The following is a 16,200-nucleotide window of genomic DNA, read 5'->3' on the forward strand; positions in this document are numbered from 1 at the left end:
CAGATGGGGTTCGTTTCAACCAGCCACCGCCCGCGCCTTTTTATCTTAATGTGAGAACACTGACGCGGGCCCCTAAAAGATTCCCTGGAGGGATTCCGCCACATCGGGGTGATTTGATTAAATATTCCCATAAGTAATAACGCAGAGTTTTTTATTCTTTTATAGCTCGCCAACGCTCAGATAAAACTGTCAGCAACTGAACAGACTTTTATCAACGGAGCGATCATGGCGAGCAAACTCTTTGCATTACGCAGCGCGGTACTACTGGCGTTGTCACTCAGCGCGGCCAGCGCCTATGCGGTGGACGTGACCGTGGCCTACCAGACATCGGCGGAACCCGCCAAGGTGGCGCAGGCGGAAAACAGCTTCGCCAAACAGTCCGGCGCTACCGTTGACTGGCGCAAATTCGACAGTGGCTCCAGCGTGCTGCGCGCATTGGCTTCCGGGGATGTACAGATCGGCAACATCGGTTCCAGCCCATTGGCGGTGGCTGCCAGCCAAAAACTGCCTATCGAAGTGTTTCTGATCGCCTCCCAGCTCGGCAGTTCCGAAGCGCTGGTGGTGAAAAAAGAGATTAAAAGCCCGCAGGATCTGATCGGTAAGCGCATCGCCGTACCCTTTATCTCAACCACGCACTACAGCCTGTTGGCTTCTCTGAAGCACTGGGGCATCAAGCCAGAGCAGGTCAAAATCCTCAATCTGCAACCGCCGGCCATCGCCGCGGCCTGGCAGCGCGGTGATATCGATGGCGCCTATGTTTGGGCCCCGGTGGTCAATGAGTTGGCCAAACAGGGCAAGGTGCTGACGGATTCCGCCCAGGTCGGACAATGGGGCGCCCCGACGCTGGACGTTTGGGTAGTGCGCAAGGACTTTGCCGAGAAGCATCCTGAAGTGGTGACGGCCTTTGCCGCCAGCGCATTGAACGCCCAAAAAGCCTATTTGGCGCAGCCGGAACAGTGGCTGAAGGACAAGGGCAACCTCAGCACGCTGTCCCGGTTGAGCGGCGTGCCGGAAGAGCAGATACCGGTGCTGGTGCGGGGCAATACTTACCTGCCGGTCGCCGAACAGATCACCCAGCTTGGTCAGCCGGTGGACAAAGCCATTCATGACACCGCCGAGTTTCTCAAACAGCAGGGCAAAATTCCTCAGGTCGACAGCGATTACAGTGCCTATGTCACCGATCGCTTTGTGAAACAGGTGCAGGCTGCGCCGCAGTCGTAAGGGAGCAGAATGCTAAACGTTAACCATCTTTCAGCAGAGTACCAGGGGCGTCCTGCGCTGCGCGACGTCTCGTTCCAGATTGACGCTGGACAACTGGTGGTGGTGCTTGGCCCTTCGGGCTGCGGCAAAACCACGCTGCTGAATTTGATCGCCGGGTTTATCGAGCCTTCAGCTGGCAGCATCACGCTTGACGAAGTTCCCGTAAAAGGCCCCGGAGCCGAGCGGGGCGTGGTGTTCCAGCATGAAGGTTTACTGCCGTGGCGTAACGTGGTGGATAACGTCGAATTTGGCTTGCAGCTGGCCGGAGTCGGCAAGCCGCAGCGTCGTGAAGTGGCGCTGCAGATGCTACAGCGCGTCGGCTTGGCCGGTTATGATCAGCACTTCATCTGGCAGCTTTCCGGTGGCATGCGCCAGCGCGTGGGCATAGCTCGCGCACTGGCGGCCAATCCGCGTTTGCTGTTGCTGGATGAGCCGTTCGGTGCATTGGATGCTTTTACCCGTGAACAAATGCAGGAACTGCTGCTGACCATCTGGCGGGATACCGGCAAGCAGGTGTTGTTGATTACCCACGATATTGAAGAGGCGGTGTTCCTTGCCAGTGAGCTGCTGCTGCTGTCGCCGGGGCCGGGGCAGGTGGTGGAGCGTCTGGCGCTGAATTTCGGCCAACGCTATGCCAACGGTGAGCCTTGCCGTTCGATCAAGTCTGATCCTGAATTTATCGCCCAGCGCGAATACGTACTGGGCAAAGTCTTCCAACAGCGTGAGGCCTTGTTATGAGCCTGCATTCTGCCCTTAAAGAGGTTGCCCAGCCGAAGGCTGCGGCACCGCGGCGCTTTAGCGTGCCACGCAACGTCTGGTTGAGCAGCGCCACCTTGTTGGTGGTGCTGGCTATTTGGTGGGTCGTGACCGCGTTGAACCTGATCAGCCCGTTGTTCTTGCCGGCGCCGCAGCAGGTGCTGCATCAGTTGATCACCATAGCCAGCCCGCAGGGTTTTATGGACGCCACGCTATGGCAGCATCTGGCCGCCAGCCTGGGGCGCATCCTGGTTGCGCTGCTGGCCGCGGTGATTATCGGGGTGCCGGTGGGTATTGCCATGGGGCTGAACGATACGGTACGCGGCATTCTCGATCCGCTGATTGAAATTTATCGCCCGGTGCCGCCGCTGGCCTATTTACCGCTGATGGTGATTTGGTTCGGCATCGGTGAAACTTCGAAGATCCTGCTGATTTATCTGGCGATTTTCGCCCCGGTGACGCTGTCCGCCGTGGCGGGAGTGCGTAGCGTGGCTCAGGTCCGGGTGCGCGCGGCGCGCGCGCTGGGCGCCAACCGCTGGCAGGTGCTGCGTTTCGTGGTGCTGCCGAGCGCCTTGCCGGAGATTTTAACCGGTATCCGTATTGGGCTGGGGGTCGGCTGGTCGACGCTGGTCGCAGCAGAACTGATTGCCGCCACGCGCGGTCTGGGATTTATGGTGCAATCCGCCGGGGAGTTTTTGGCCACCGACGTGGTGCTGGCCGGTATTGGCGTGATTGCGATTATTGCATTTGGGCTGGAGCTGGGGCTGCGTGCCTTGCAGCGCCGATTAACCCCGTGGCATGGAGTACAGCAATGAACGAACGTTTGAGTATCACCCCGTTGGGGCCTTATATCGGTGCGCTGGTGGAGAATGTTGATTTGGCGCGCCCGCTGGGCGACGGTCAATTCGAGCAGCTCTACCACGCGTTGCTCAAACATCAGGTGCTGTTCTTGCGCAATCAGCCGATCACGCCGTTGCAACAGCGTAATTTGGCCGGCCGCTTTGGCGATCTGCACATCCATCCGGTTTACCCGCAAGCCGCCGATGTGAAAGAGATTATCGTGCTGGATACCAATGACAATAATCCGCCTGACAACGATAACTGGCATACCGACGTGACCTTTATCGAAAACCCACCGCTGGGGGCGATTTTGGCCGCGAAAACACTGCCAACCACCGGCGGCGATACGCTGTGGGCCAGCGGTATCGCAGCTTATGAAGCCTTGTCTGCCCCTTTTAAGCAGTTGTTGGCGGGCCTGCAGGCGGAGCATGACTTCACCAAATCATTCCCGGAATACAAGCACCGTGGCAGCGAAGAGGAACATCAGCGCTGGCAGTTGGCGGTACAGAAAAACCCACCGCTGTTGCACCCGGTGGTACGTACCCACCCGGTCAGCGGCCGGCAGGCGCTGTTCGTCAACGAAGGTTTCACGACCAGAATTGTTGATTTGGCACCGAAGGAAAGTGACGCGCTGCTGAACTTCCTGTTTGCTCACATTACCAAGCCGGAGTTCCAGGTGCGCTGGCGCTGGCAGGAAAATGACATCGCCATTTGGGATAACCGCGTGACGCAACATTACGCCAACGCGGATTATCTGCCACAGCGGCGCATTATGCACCGTGCGACCATCTTGGGGGATAAACCCTTTTACAAGGGGTGACATGCAGGGGCGGCAGGCCGCCCCGTAGTCCTTAGGATTCGAACTCTTGCGTAAAGCGTTCCAACTGCTCCTGCGCATCCAGCCAGGTCATTTCCGTTTCTTCCAAGGCGGACTTGGCCTGACTTTGTTGCTGTAGGCAGAGAGTCAGATCGGCCTTGCGGCTGATGTCGTACAGCGCGGAGTCCGCCAGCTTCTCTTCTACCGCCGCCAGTTCGGCGCCCAGTTTTTCCATCTGTTGTTCCAGCTTGGCAATTTGCTTGCGCAGTGGCTGAGTCTGGCTGCGGAACTCGGCTTCGCGACGCTTCTGGTCTTTACGTGCCTGCGCACTGTTGCCGTTGTTCTCTTTCTCCGGGGCGTCCTGCTGGTTTTCCTGACGTTGCAGGTCGCTCAGCCATTGCTGATAGTCGTCCAGATCGCCTTCGAACACTTCCACCTGGCCATCATGCACCAGATAGAGATCGTCCGTGGTAGAGCGCAACAGGTGACGGTCGTGCGAGACCACCACCAACGCCCCCTCGAAATCGATCAGCGCTTCGGTCAGCGCCTGACGCATGTCCAGATCCAGGTGGTTGGTTGGTTCATCGAGCAGCAGCAGGTTGGGGCGCTGCCAGACGATCAGCGCCAGTACCAGCCGCGCTTTCTCGCCGCCAGAGAACCGCTCGGTGGCTTCAGTGACCTTATCGCCCTGGAAACCAAAGCCGCCAAGGTAATCGCGCAGCTGTTGTTCCAGCACACGCGGGGCGATGCGGCTCAGGTGCTGCAGAGGCGATTCATCGGCCCGCAGGAATTCCAACTGATGCTGGGCGAAGTAACCCAGTTTAATGCCCTTTGCCAGGCCAATTTCACCGCTCAACGGTTCAAGCGAACCGGCCAGCATTTTGATCAGGGTCGATTTGCCGGCGCCGTTACGGCCCAGTAAGCCAATGCGTGAGCCAGGCACCAGATTGAGCTTGATCGAGTTCAGGATCACTTTGTCGCCGTAGCCGGCACTGACCTTCTCCATACGCAGCAGCGGGTTTGGCAAGCTTTCCGGCTGGCGGAAGCTGAAGCTGAACGGGTTATCCACGTGGGCCGGGGCGATCAGTTCCATGCGTTCGAGCATCTTGATACGGCTCTGCGCCTGCTTGGCCTTGGTGGCCTGCGCGCGGAAGCGGTCAATATAGCTTTGCAGATGCGCCACTTTCTCTTGCTGGTTCAGGTACAGCGACTGCTGCTGGGCCAGCTTGGTCGAACGCTGACGTTCGAACGAGGAGTAGTTGCCGGTGTATTCGTTGATGGTCTCTTGTTCGATATGCAGAATTTTATCGACGATCGGATCCAGGAAGTCGCGGTCATGCGAAATCAGCACCAGCGTGCCAGGGTAGCCTTTCAACCAGCGCTCGAGCCAGATCACCGCGTCCAAATCCAGGTGGTTGGTCGGTTCGTCGAGCAGCAGCAGATCAGAACGGCACACCAGCGCCTGCGCCAGGTTCAGGCGCATACGCCAGCCGCCCGAGAAGGCTCTGACTGGATTTAGCAGCTGTTCGTTGGAGAACCCCAGGCCGTGCAGCAGGCTGGCGGCGCGGGAGCGTATGGTCCAGGCGTCGATGGCATCCAGCTTGCCGTGCAGCGTGGCGATGGCGTGGCCGTCGTTTTTGTCGTTTGCCAGCTGCAGGTCGGCTTCAAGCTGGCGGAATTCGCGGTCGCCGTCGATAACATACTCAAGTGCCGGCACGTCGAGCGCCGGTGTTTCCTGGTTTACCCAGGCCAGGGCCCAGTTGCTTGGAAAGGTGTAGCTGCCGCCGTCTGCGGCCATCTCACCCTTCAGCAAGGCCAGCAGCGTAGATTTGCCACAGCCGTTTTTACCCACCAGGCCGACCTTCTGACCTGGATTAACCGTCGCCGTGGCGTTGTCCAGCAGGACGCGGGTGCCGCGTCGGATTTGTAGCGAGGAGAATACAATCATAAAGCGCCGTATGTTCAGAGTATGTTAAATTGAATGGATTCTAAGTTAACAGGACACAGACTGTCCTATTATTAGTCTTTGCGGAGCATGGTAACGGAAAACCGCTACCCTGACGACGCTTTGGAGGGGAATGATGTCGCAGCCGCCCAAGGTCTTGCTGCTGTATGCCCATCCGGAATCCCAGGACTCGGTCGCGAATCGGGTTTTGCTTCGACCGGCACAGCAGTTGGAACATGTCACCGTGCACGATTTATACGCGCACTATCCTGATTTTTTTATCGATATTCACCACGAACAACAACTGCTGCGTGAACATCAGGTCATTGTTTTTCAACATCCTCTCTATACCTACAGCTGCCCGGCCCTGTTGAAAGAGTGGCTGGACCGCGTGCTGTCGCGCGGTTTTGCCAGCGGCATGGGCGGCAATGCGCTGGCGGGAAAGTATTGGCGTTCGGTGATCACCACCGGGGAACCAGAGGGGGCCTATCGTACCGGCGGTTATAACCGCTACCCGATGGAAGATATTCTGCGGCCGTTTGAGTTGACCGCCGCCATGTGTCATATGCACTGGCTGACGCCGATGCTGGTGTATTGGGCGCGCCGTCAAAAGCCGGAAGTGCTGGAAAACCATGCCATGGCGTATGGCGACTGGCTGCGTAACCCGTTGCCGCACGGAGGAAGGTAAACATGGAAGGCTCAACGTTACTGACCGCAATTTTACTGTTTCTGTTCGCCGCCGTGGTCACGGTGCCGATTGCCCGACGCCTGGGGATTGGCGCGGTGCTGGGTTACCTGATTGCCGGTATTGCCATTGGCCCCTGGGGATTGGGTTTCATTCGCGACGTCGACGAGATCCTGCACTTTTCCGAATTGGGCGTGGTGTTCCTGATGTTTATCATCGGGCTGGAACTGAACCCGAGCAAGCTGTGGGAACTCAGGCGCTCAATCTTTGGCGTCGGTGCCGGGCAAGTGCTGATCACCGCCGCCGTGCTGGGCGCGCTGCTTTATCTGACGCATTTTGCCTGGCAGGCCGCCGTGATTGGCGGTATCGGGCTGGCGATGTCCTCAACCGCGATGGCGCTGCAACTGATGCGCGAGAAGGGCATGAACCGCAACGAGGGTGGTCAGTTGGGGTTCTCGGTGCTGCTGTTCCAGGATATGGCGGTGATCCCGGCGTTGGCGCTGATCCCGATCCTGGCCGGTGCCGGCGGCAGCAGCGACGATTGGGCACAAATTGCACTCAAGGTGGCAGCATTCGGCGGCATGCTGATCGGCGGACGGTTCTTGCTGCGTCCGCTGTTTCGCTATATCGCCTCTTCCGGAGTTCGCGAAATCTTCACCGCTGCCGCCCTGCTGGTGGTGCTGGGGGCGGCGATGTTTATGGATGCCCTTGGTCTTTCTATGGCGCTAGGGACCTTTATCGCCGGCGTGCTGCTGGCGGAAAGCGAATATCGCCACGAGCTGGAAATCTCCATCGAGCCTTTCAAAGGGCTGCTGCTGGGGCTGTTTTTTATCTCGGTGGGCATGGCGCTGAATATCGGCGTACTCTATACCCATCTGGCCGAAGTGCTGCTGGGCGTGGTGCTGTTGGTGGCGATTAAGTCAGGGGTGCTGTACTCGCTGTCGCGCATTTTCGGCCTGCGCAGCTCGGTGCGCTTGCAGTTTGCCGGCGTGCTCAGTCAGGGCGGAGAGTTTGCCTTCGTGCTGTTTTCGGCGGCGGGGGCGCAGAAGGTGTTGCAGCCCGATCAGCTTGCGCTGTTGCTGGTGGTGGTGACCCTGTCGATGATGACTACGCCGCTGCTGATGCAAATTATCGATCGCATCCTGGTGCGCCGTTATAACGCCCGGGATGAGGACGAAGAGACCCCGTATGTGGAAGACGACGATCCGCAGGTGATCATCGTGGGCTTCGGACGTTTTGGTCAGGTGATCGGCCGCCTGCTGATGGCCAACAAGATGCGCATTACCGTCCTGGAGCGCGATGTCAGCGCCGTCGGCGTACTGCGGCGCTATGGTTATAAGGTGTATTACGGTGACGCCACCGAGCTGGAACTGCTGCGTGCGGCCGGCGCGGCGAAGGCCAAGTCGATTGTGATCACCTGTAATGAGCCGGAAGACACCATGGAAATTGTTCGCCTGTGCCAGCAGCATTTTCCCGAGCTGAGTATTTTGGCGCGGGCGCGCGGTCGTGTGGAAGCGCATGAGTTGTTGCAGGCAGGGGTCAAGCAGTTCAGTCGCGAAACTTTTTCCAGTGCGCTGGAGCTGGGACGCAAGGCACTGATGGAACTGGGCATGCATCCTCATCAGGCCTATCGCGCGCAGCAGCACTTCCGTCGATTGGATATGCGGATGTTGCGTGAGCTGATGCCGCCGCATCACGGCGATGTGGCGCAAATTTCCCGCGTGAAGGAAGCGCGGCGCGAGCTGGAAGAACTTTTCCACCGGGAAATGCAAAAAGAGAGTCGCCAGTTCGACGGCTGGGATGAATACGAATAATTTGGAGCACTGAGATGTCTGCAACACGGAAAAGATTTATCGCCGGGGCGGTCTGCCCAAGCTGTAAGGCTATGGATACGCTGGCCGTTTGGCGTGAAGACCAGGTCGAAGTGGTGGAGTGCGTCAAGTGCGGCCATCATCAGCGGCAGACCGAACAGCAGGTGGAAAAGCACGTTCGGCCGCAGGAGCAGGTGATCGGTATTTTCCATCCGGAATAGCGTTATCGAGCGCGTTTTTTTATGCTGGAGGGTACAGCGGGGCAGATTTCCGATACAATCTGTCCGGTAAAGGCGCGGCCTCATGACGGCTGCGTCCAAGTATCCAACGGTAGGAGATATCATGAAAGTAGCAAAAGACTTGGTGGTCAGCTTGGCTTATCAAGTACGTACAGAAGACGGTGTGTTGGTTGATGAGTCTCCGGTGAGTGCGCCGCTGGACTATCTGCACGGGCATGGTTCTCTGATCGCAGGTCTGGAAAAAGCACTCGAAGGCCACGAAGCGGGCGATCGTTTTGACGTTAACGTTGGCGCTAACGATGCGTACGGCAACTACGACGAAAACCTGGTGCAGCGCGTGCCGAAAGACGTCTTTATGGGCGTTGACGAGTTGGAAGTTGGCATGCGTTTCCTGGCTGACACCGATCAGGGCCCAGTGCCGGTCGAAATCACCGAAGTGGACGGCGATCACGTAGTGGTTGACGGTAACCACATGCTGGCTGGTCAGAACCTGAACTTCAACGTAGAAGTTGTCGCGATCCGCGAAGCTACCGCTGAAGAATTGGCGCACGGCCACGTACACGGCGAGCACGATCATCACCACGAACACGGTGAAGGTTGCTGCGGCGGCCATGGCCACGATCACGACCATGACCACGCGCATGATCACGGTCAGGCCAAGAAAGGCGGTTGTGGTAACGGCGGTTGCGGCTGCCACTAATCGCAGCGCAGTAACGGCAAAAAAAAGGGCGGCCCTCAGGCTGCCCTTTTTTATGGCTTATCAATAATGTGGCGGCGGTGTTTCTTCCGACTGTGACGCGATCATCGACGTTTGTGTCGAACGCAGCTTGTCGGTCAGCACGCGCAGGTGATCCTGCAATTTCAGCATTTCAAGCTGGTGTTTCACCACGGTCTGATTGAGCTCTTCAATAGTGACTTCCTGAAAGGCCTGACGACTTTCCAGTTCTTCAAGCCGCAGTAACAGGCTTTGGATATCGGCGTTGTGCATGATGCTACCTCTGACGCGGTTAAATCCTGAATCTGACGCTATGGTAACAGCTGCCGGCGGCTTTGCGCTGCGCTATTTCACCCCGCTATGTGCGGGGGCAGACGGAAAGCGCCGGTGCACTGTGTAAAGTGCTGAAAAATAGAGCGCTCGGTGTAGCGGTTTTTGTTACTGTGGATACCACGGGCGCAGGAAAAATCTGACTTATCATACGGGTAGCACATTAAACGAAACTTCTGTTTAAAGCTGGAGTCACACTTTGACTCGATTGGTTACCTGTGTGACTGTTTTGTTTTGTTTCGGACAGCTATAGTAGCCCGGTTATCTTACTTAATGATTGTTTGGGGCACCGCTTCAGACACTGGAGAAATGGATGAAATCTTTGTTTAAAGTCACGCTTCTGGCAACCACCATGGCTTTTGCTTTGAATGCGACCCAGGTCATGGCTGCCGATGCAGCTAAACCGGCAGAAGCAGCGAAAGCCGCAGACGCAGCACCAAGCACCGGCAAGTTCAAGAACGATGACGAGCAAGCGGCTTACGCACTGGGCGCATCCCTGGGCCGTTACATGGACAACTCGCTGAAAGAGCAAGAAAAACTGGGTATCAAACTGGACAAAGACCAGCTGATCTCAGGCGTTCAGGACGCTTTCGCCAACAAGAGCAAGCTGAACGACGCAGATATCGAAAAAACTCTGCAGAGCTTTGAAGCGCGCGTGAAGGCTTCCGCTCAGGCGAAGATGGAGCAGGACGCGAAAGATAACGAAGCGAAAGGCACCAAGTACCGCGATACCTTCGCGAAAGAAAAAGGCGTGAAGAAAACCGAGTCCGGCCTGCTGTATCAGGTAGAGAAGCCAGGTACCGGTTCTGCGCCTAAAGACAGCGATACCGTTGTAGTAAACTACAAAGGCACCCTGACTGACGGCACCGAGTTTGATAACTCCTACACCCGTGGTGAGCCACTGTCATTCCGTCTGGACGGCGTGATCCCAGGTTGGACTGAAGGCCTGAAACACATCAAGAAAGGCGGCAAAATCAAGCTGGTTATCCCACCGGCGCTGGCCTACGGTAAAACTGGCGTTCCGGGCATCCCGGCCAACTCCACACTGGTGTTCGACGTTGAACTGCTGGATGTGAAAGCCGCTCCTAAAGCGGATGCCAAGGCTGAGAAGCCGGCTGACGCAGCGGCAGACGCCAAAGCGCAATAAGCCTGTCTGAGTCCCCACACCGCCGCGAGCTTCCCTCGCGGCGGTGTTCATTTTAATCCGCCAAATCAGCGCTAACTTTCGCTTCCTGCCCACTGATCGCTTGACGCCTGCCGGGCATCGGGCTTAACGTCAATACCACGCGCAAACGCAAGGACTTTACTCTGGCTGTTTTGCTAGACTAATAATCCGGACTTATGAGTCATGCGCCTGCCCCTTAGGGCGTGTACCTAAAACTGTTCCTGGTCATCTCGGCCTGCGGACGCTCGTCGTGCTGTTTCAGACTGATATCAGCCAGCCCATCCCGCGTAACTTCAAGGGTGTGCCGCCTGTGGAAAGGAACCCGCACGAGCAGTTTTAGCTGCGCCCCCTGGCACAGGCGATCTTTGAGGGTGGTATTTTCGATGTCTAATTCGCTTTTATCCAGCGAAGCCAGCGAACTTGATTTGCTGAATGAACGTCCGTTTACTCAGACGGATCATGAAATCCTGAAGTCTTACGAAGCGGTTGTTGACGGCCTGGCGATGTTGATCGGCGGGCACTGTGAAATCGTGCTGCATGCTTTGGAAGATTTGAAATGTTCGGCGGTACGGATTGCGAACGGTGAGCATACCGGGCGGCAGATCGGTTCGCCGATCACTGACCTCGCGCTGCGTATGTTGCATGACATGGCCGGCGATGACAGCAGCGTGTCCAAGGCCTATTTTACCCGTGCCAAGAGCGGCGTCCTGATGAAGTCGGTGACTATCGCCATCCGCAATCGCGAGCAGCGGGTGATCGGTTTGTTGTGTATCAACATGAACCTCGACGTGCCTTTCTCCCAGGTGATGCAGACCTTTATGCCGCCGGAAACTCAGGATGTGGCACCCTCGGTCAACTTTGCGTCTTCCGTTGACGATCTGGTGGCGCAGACGCTGGAGTTTACCATTGAGGAAGTTAATGCCGATCGTAATGTCTCCAACAATGCCAAAAACCGCCAGGTAGTGCTGAATCTCTATGAGAAGGGCATTTTTGATATCAAGGACGCCATTAATCAGGTGGCGGACCGTCTGAATATCTCAAAACACACCGTGTATCTGTACATCCGCCAGTTCAAAAGCGGCGATCTGTTGGGAACTGAGCGCGGATGCTGAATTACTGCCTTTTGGTCACCGGTCCGGCTTACGGCACTCAACAGGCCAGCAGCGCCTATCAGTTCGCGCAGGCTTTGCTGGTCAAGGGACACCACCTCTCCAGCGTGTTTTTTTACCGTGAAGGGGTGTTGAACGCCAATCAACTGACTGCACCGGCCAGCGACGAATTCGATTTGGTACGGGGTTGGGTGCAGTTGGCACAGGAGCATGGCATTGAGCTCAACGTCTGCGTGGCTGCGGCGCTGCGGCGCGGTGTGACCGATGAGCAGGAAGCCGCACAGCAAGGATTGCCCAGCGCCAATCTTCAGCCGGGTTTTACCCTTAGCGGGCTGGGCTCGCTGGCGGAGGCTTCGCTGAGCTGTGACCGCCTGGTGCAGTTCTGAGAGAGTTTATGAAACGAGTCGCTTTTGTTTTTACCCAGAGTCCACACGGCAGCGCCAGCGGCAGGGAAGGTCTGGATGCGTTGTTAGCCACTTCGGCGTTGAGCGAAAATCTGGGCGTGTTTTTTATCGGTGACGGCGTGTTGCAGATTATGCCGGGGCAGCAACCGGAAAAAATTCTGGCGCGCAATTACATTGCCACTTTTGGCGTGCTGCCGCTGTATGACGTTGAACAGTGTTATCTTTGCCAGGCATCGCTACAGGAACGCGGCCTGAGCCAGGTGACCGACTGGGTGCTGGACGCCGAGATTTTGGCACCGGATGCGCTGAGTCGCCAACTGGCCAGCTATGACGTGGTGATGACATTTTAGGAAATCCTGATGCTGTATACCCTTAGCCGTTCCCCCACTCAATGTGATTTGCCCGCGCTGCTGCGTTTGACCGCACCGGGCGATGACCTGTTGCTGTTGCAGGATGGCGTGCTGGCCGGCCTGGCCGGTAGCGTGCACCTTGAATTGCTGCTCAATGCCCCCATATCCCTTTATGCGCTGCAGAACGACCTGGATGCCAGAGGGGTGTCTGGTCATTTTTCACACAAAATCACTGTCATCGGCTATAATCACTTCGTTGAATTAACCGAAAAACATCGCAGCCAAATGGCCTGGTGATGAGAGTGATGTTGTATATTTCTTGACACCTCTACTACTCAGCCATAAAATTCTGCGTCCTCGTACTTTGCCAGTAGTGCATACGAGGGGATTTATCACGTGTTTACGAAGCAAAAACCAGGAGCTTTTTAATGGCAACAATTAATCAGCTGGTACGCAAACCACGCTCTGTGAAGGCTGCTAAAAGCAACGTTCCAGCGCTGGAAGCCTGCCCGCAGAAACGTGGCGTATGTACTCGCGTATATACCACCACTCCTAAGAAACCAAACTCCGCACTGCGTAAAGTATGCCGTGTGCGTTTGACTAACGGTTTTGAAGTTACCTCCTACATCGGCGGTGAAGGTCATAACCTGCAGGAACACTCCGTGATCCTGATCCGTGGCGGTCGTGTAAAAGACTTGCCAGGTGTGCGTTACCACACCGTTCGTGGTGCACTTGACTGCTCCGGTGTTAAAGACCGTAAGCAAGCTCGTTCCAAGTACGGCGTGAAGAAGCCAAAGGCTTAATGGTTCTCCGTTAAGTAAGGCCAAACATTTTCACTTTAATGTCAAAATAAACTCGTAGAGTTTTGGACAATCCTGAATTAACAACGGAGTATTTCCATGCCACGTCGTCGCGTAATCGGCCAACGTAAAATCCTGCCAGATCCTAAGTTCGGATCCGAACTGTTGGCCAAATTTGTAAACATCCTGATGGTAGATGGTAAAAAATCTACTGCAGAAGCAATCGTCTATACCGCGCTGGAGACCCTGGCTCAGCGTTCTGGTAAAGATTACCTGGAAGCTTTCGAAGTAGCCCTCGACAACGTTCGCCCGACTGTAGAAGTTAAGTCTCGCCGCGTTGGTGGTTCTACTTATCAGGTGCCAGTTGAAGTTCGCCCGGTCCGTCGTAATGCTCTGGCAATGCGTTGGATCGTTGATGCTGCTCGTAAACGCGGTGATAAATCCATGGCTCTGCGCCTGGCGAACGAGCTTTCTGATGCAGTTGAGAACAAAGGTTCTGCTGTTAAGAAGCGTGAAGACGTTCACCGTATGGCCGAAGCTAACAAGGCGTTCGCCCACTACCGCTGGTAATTGCCACGCAGTAGTTATGCTAACCAAGCGGGCGCTTCAAGAAGCCAACCCGCTTGGGTTAACCGAACTTGAACGCCTAAGGCAATAGAGGAATCAAATGGCTCGTACAACACCCATTGAGCGCTACCGTAATATCGGTATCAGCGCCCACATCGACGCCGGTAAGACGACCACTACCGAACGTATTCTGTTCTACACCGGTGTAAACCACAAAATCGGTGAAGTTCATGACGGCGCTGCCACCATGGACTGGATGGAACAGGAGCAGGAGCGTGGTATTACCATCACTTCTGCAGCGACTACTGCTTTCTGGTCTGGTATGGCCAAGCAGTTTGAGCCGCACCGCGTAAACATCATCGACACCCCAGGACACGTTGACTTCACCATCGAAGTAGAACGTTCCATGCGTGTTCTTGATGGCGCTGTAATGGTTTACTGTGCTGTAGGTGGTGTTCAGCCTCAGTCTGAAACTGTATGGCGTCAGGCTAACAAATACAAAGTTCCACGCATCGCGTTCGTTAACAAAATGGACCGCATGGGTGCTAACTTCCTGAAAGTTGTTGGTCAGATCAAATCTCGTCTGGGCGCGAATCCAGTGCCATTGCAGCTGGCTATCGGCGCAGAAGAGAAATTCACCGGTGTTGTTGACCTGGTGAAAATGAAAGCGATCAACTGGAACGAAGCTGATGCTGGCGTGACCTTCGAATACGAAGACATCCCTGCTGACATGCAAGAGCTGGCTGAAGAATGGCGCCAGAACCTGGTTGAATCTGCAGCTGAAGCTTCAGATGAGCTGATGGACAAGTACCTGGGCGGCGAAGAGCTGACCGAGGAAGAAATCAAGACTGCTCTGCGTCAGCGCGTGCTGAACAACGAAATCATCTTGGTTACCTGTGGTTCCGCCTTTAAAAACAAAGGCGTGCAGGCGATGCTGGATGCGGTAATTGATTACCTGCCATCCCCAATTGACGTCCCTGCAATCAACGGTATCCTGGACGACGGTAAAGATACTCCGGCTGAGCGTCACGCTAGCGATGAAGAGCCGTTTGCTGCTCTGGCATTTAAAATTGCTACCGACCCATTCGTGGGTAACTTGACCTTCTTCCGCGTGTACTCCGGTATCGTTAACTCCGGTGACACCGTTCTGAACTCAGTGAAGGCTGCTCGTGAGCGTCTGGGCCGTATCGTTCAGATGCACGCTAACAAGCGTGAAGAGATCAAAGAAGTTCGTGCGGGCGACATCGCTGCAGCAATCGGTCTGAAAGACGTGACTACCGGTGACACTCTGTGTGATCCAAACCACGTGATCATTCTGGAGCGTATGGAGTTCCCTGAGCCGGTAATCTCCGTTGCAGTTGAACCAAAAACCAAAGCTGACCAAGAAAAAATGGGTCTGGCTCTGGGCCGTCTGGCGAAGGAAGACCCATCATTCCGCGTATGGACTGACGAAGAATCAGGTCAGACTATCATCGCAGGTATGGGTGAACTTCACCTGGATATCCTGGTTGACCGCATGAAGCGTGAATTCAACGTTGAAGCTAACGTGGGTAAACCTCAGGTTGCTTACCGTGAAGCGATTCGCGCGAAAGTTACCGATATCGAAGGTAAACACGCCAAGCAGTCTGGTGGTCGTGGTCAGTATGGTCACGTTGTGATCGACATGTACCCACTGGAGCCGGGCTCAAATCCGAAAGGTTATGAGTTCATCAATGACATTAAAGGCGGTGTGATCCCAACGGAATACATCCCTGCCATTGATAAAGGCCTCCAGGAGCAGCTTAAGTCTGGTCCACTGGCTGGTTATCCGGTAGTTGATCTCGGTGTGCGTCTGCATTTCGGTTCTTTCCACGATGTTGACTCCTCCGAATTGGCGTTTAAACTGGCCGCTTCTATCGCCTTTAAAGATGGCTTTAAGAAAGCAAAACCTGTTTTGCTTGAGCCTATCATGAAGGTTGAAGTTGAAACGCCGGAAGAGAACACTGGTGACGTCATCGGTGACCTTAGCCGTCGTCGTGGTCAACTGAAAGGTCAGGAATCCAACGCTACTGGCGTTCAGATTCACGCTGAAGTTCCGTTGTCCGAGATGTTCGGATACGCAACTCAACTGCGTTCTCTGACCAAAGGCCGTGCTTCTTACTCCATGGAGTTCCTGAAGTACGATGATGCGCCGAACAACGTCGCTCAGGCCGTTATTGAAGCCCGTGGTAAATAAGCTTTCGGGTTTAACACATTGATCAGTGCTCTCTCCATGAGGGGAGAGCATAAGAGTAAGGAATATAGCCGTGTCTAAAGAAAAATTTGAACGTTCCAAACCGCACGTTAACGTTGGTACTATCGGCCACGTTGACCACGGTAAAACTACCCTGACTGCAGCAATCACCACCGTTCTGGCTAAAACCTACGG

The 16,200-nt window shown here is 55.6% G+C and carries 19 protein-coding genes; 17 read left to right on the forward strand and 2 right to left on the reverse strand.

Annotated features, from left to right (window positions below; genetic code table 11):
- Positions 1 to 225: 225 nt before the first annotated feature.
- From tauA to tauD, 4 genes are read left to right on the forward strand one after another with little or no spacing between them, the layout of a single operon-like run.
- Positions 226 to 1,221 (forward strand): taurine ABC transporter substrate-binding protein, encoded by a 996-nt coding sequence (tauA, locus tag AC1RKC_RS21630; protein ID WP_261136678.1) that lies wholly within the window; start codon positions 226 to 228, stop codon positions 1,219 to 1,221.
- 9 nt (positions 1,222 to 1,230) lie between these two features.
- Positions 1,231 to 1,998, forward strand: a complete 768-nt coding sequence (gene tauB / locus AC1RKC_RS21635) for a taurine ABC transporter ATP-binding subunit (RefSeq protein WP_046372495.1) — start codon at positions 1,231 to 1,233, stop codon at positions 1,996 to 1,998.
- Positions 1,995 to 2,831 (forward strand): taurine ABC transporter permease TauC, encoded by an 837-nt coding sequence (gene tauC, locus AC1RKC_RS21640; RefSeq protein ID WP_046372496.1) that lies wholly within the window; start codon positions 1,995 to 1,997, stop codon positions 2,829 to 2,831. Before tauB ends, tauC begins: the two co-directional genes overlap by 4 nt.
- Positions 2,828 to 3,676 (forward strand): taurine dioxygenase, encoded by an 849-nt coding sequence (gene tauD / locus AC1RKC_RS21645; RefSeq protein ID WP_493092728.1) that lies wholly within the window; start codon positions 2,828 to 2,830, stop codon positions 3,674 to 3,676. Before tauC ends, tauD begins: the two co-directional genes overlap by 4 nt.
- A 31-nt stretch (positions 3,677 to 3,707) precedes the next feature.
- Here tauD and AC1RKC_RS21650 read toward each other — a convergent pair whose 3' ends face one another.
- A complete protein-coding gene (locus tag AC1RKC_RS21650; RefSeq protein WP_020837266.1) occupies positions 3,708 to 5,621 on the reverse strand; it encodes an ABC transporter ATP-binding protein in 1,914 nt (637 codons plus the stop codon).
- A gap of 133 nt (positions 5,622 to 5,754) precedes the next feature.
- On the opposite strand from AC1RKC_RS21650, the gene kefG reads away from it, so the two are divergent.
- The 4 genes from kefG to slyD all read left to right on the forward strand — a co-directional run bounded on the left by kefG (position 5,755) and on the right by slyD (position 9,053).
- On the forward strand, positions 5,755 to 6,306 hold the full coding sequence (gene kefG, locus AC1RKC_RS21655; RefSeq protein ID WP_488765731.1) for a glutathione-regulated potassium-efflux system ancillary protein KefG: 552 nt from the start codon (positions 5,755 to 5,757) through the stop codon (positions 6,304 to 6,306).
- Between the two features lie 2 nt (positions 6,307 to 6,308).
- Positions 6,309 to 8,117 carry a glutathione-regulated potassium-efflux system protein KefB gene (gene kefB, locus AC1RKC_RS21660; RefSeq protein WP_048760541.1) on the forward strand — a complete coding sequence of 603 codons (1,809 nt, stop codon included), beginning with the start codon at positions 6,309 to 6,311 and terminating at the stop codon, positions 8,115 to 8,117.
- Between the two features lie 14 nt (positions 8,118 to 8,131).
- Positions 8,132 to 8,335, forward strand: a complete 204-nt coding sequence (locus AC1RKC_RS21665; protein WP_004951224.1) for a YheV family putative zinc ribbon protein — start codon at positions 8,132 to 8,134, stop codon at positions 8,333 to 8,335.
- Positions 8,336 to 8,456: 121 nt separating this feature from the next.
- The gene (gene slyD, locus AC1RKC_RS21670) at positions 8,457 to 9,053 is read left to right on the forward strand and encodes a peptidylprolyl isomerase (RefSeq protein WP_020837261.1); all 597 of its coding nucleotides are present in this window, start codon (positions 8,457 to 8,459) and stop codon (positions 9,051 to 9,053) included.
- A gap of 60 nt (positions 9,054 to 9,113) precedes the next feature.
- Here the strand turns inward: slyD and AC1RKC_RS21675 are convergent, their stop codons facing one another.
- On the reverse strand, positions 9,114 to 9,341 hold the full coding sequence (locus AC1RKC_RS21675) for a SlyX family protein (RefSeq protein ID WP_020837259.1): 228 nt from the start codon (positions 9,339 to 9,341) through the stop codon (positions 9,114 to 9,116).
- Between the two features lie 370 nt (positions 9,342 to 9,711).
- Here AC1RKC_RS21675 and fkpA point away from each other — a divergent pair, with 370 nt between their 5' ends.
- The 9 genes from fkpA to AC1RKC_RS21720 all read left to right on the forward strand — a co-directional run.
- Positions 9,712 to 10,545: an FKBP-type peptidyl-prolyl cis-trans isomerase gene (fkpA, locus tag AC1RKC_RS21680; protein WP_020837258.1), complete on the forward strand. Its 834-nt coding sequence runs from the start codon at positions 9,712 to 9,714 to the stop codon at positions 10,543 to 10,545.
- Positions 10,546 to 10,946: 401 nt separating this feature from the next.
- Positions 10,947 to 11,675 carry a helix-turn-helix transcriptional regulator gene (locus AC1RKC_RS21685; protein WP_020837257.1) on the forward strand — a complete coding sequence of 243 codons (729 nt, stop codon included), beginning with the start codon at positions 10,947 to 10,949 and terminating at the stop codon, positions 11,673 to 11,675.
- Positions 11,669 to 12,058 carry a sulfurtransferase complex subunit TusD gene (gene tusD, locus AC1RKC_RS21690; protein WP_142816269.1) on the forward strand — a complete coding sequence of 130 codons (390 nt, stop codon included), beginning with the start codon at positions 11,669 to 11,671 and terminating at the stop codon, positions 12,056 to 12,058. The genes AC1RKC_RS21685 and tusD overlap by 7 nt, the downstream gene beginning before the upstream one ends.
- An 8-nt stretch (positions 12,059 to 12,066) precedes the next feature.
- A complete protein-coding gene (gene tusC, locus AC1RKC_RS21695; protein WP_122080371.1) occupies positions 12,067 to 12,426 on the forward strand; it encodes a sulfurtransferase complex subunit TusC in 360 nt (119 codons plus the stop codon).
- 9 nt (positions 12,427 to 12,435) lie between these two features.
- Positions 12,436 to 12,723 carry a sulfurtransferase complex subunit TusB gene (gene tusB, locus AC1RKC_RS21700; protein ID WP_122080370.1) on the forward strand — a complete coding sequence of 96 codons (288 nt, stop codon included), beginning with the start codon at positions 12,436 to 12,438 and terminating at the stop codon, positions 12,721 to 12,723.
- Positions 12,724 to 12,854: 131 nt separating this feature from the next.
- The gene (gene rpsL, locus AC1RKC_RS21705; RefSeq protein ID WP_004930426.1) at positions 12,855 to 13,229 is read left to right on the forward strand and encodes a 30S ribosomal protein S12; all 375 of its coding nucleotides are present in this window, start codon (positions 12,855 to 12,857) and stop codon (positions 13,227 to 13,229) included.
- A gap of 96 nt (positions 13,230 to 13,325) precedes the next feature.
- Positions 13,326 to 13,796 (forward strand): 30S ribosomal protein S7, encoded by a 471-nt coding sequence (gene rpsG / locus AC1RKC_RS21710; RefSeq protein WP_020837252.1) that lies wholly within the window; start codon positions 13,326 to 13,328, stop codon positions 13,794 to 13,796.
- A gap of 97 nt (positions 13,797 to 13,893) precedes the next feature.
- Positions 13,894 to 16,008 carry an elongation factor G gene (fusA, locus tag AC1RKC_RS21715; RefSeq protein WP_020837250.1) on the forward strand — a complete coding sequence of 705 codons (2,115 nt, stop codon included), beginning with the start codon at positions 13,894 to 13,896 and terminating at the stop codon, positions 16,006 to 16,008.
- A gap of 70 nt (positions 16,009 to 16,078) precedes the next feature.
- Positions 16,079 to 16,200 (forward strand): GTP-binding protein (locus AC1RKC_RS21720; protein ID WP_004957728.1); only part of this gene is annotated, 122 nt, incomplete at its 3' end.

The sequence above is a fragment of the Serratia sp. GW822-FHT06E05 genome (assembly GCF_058799445.1).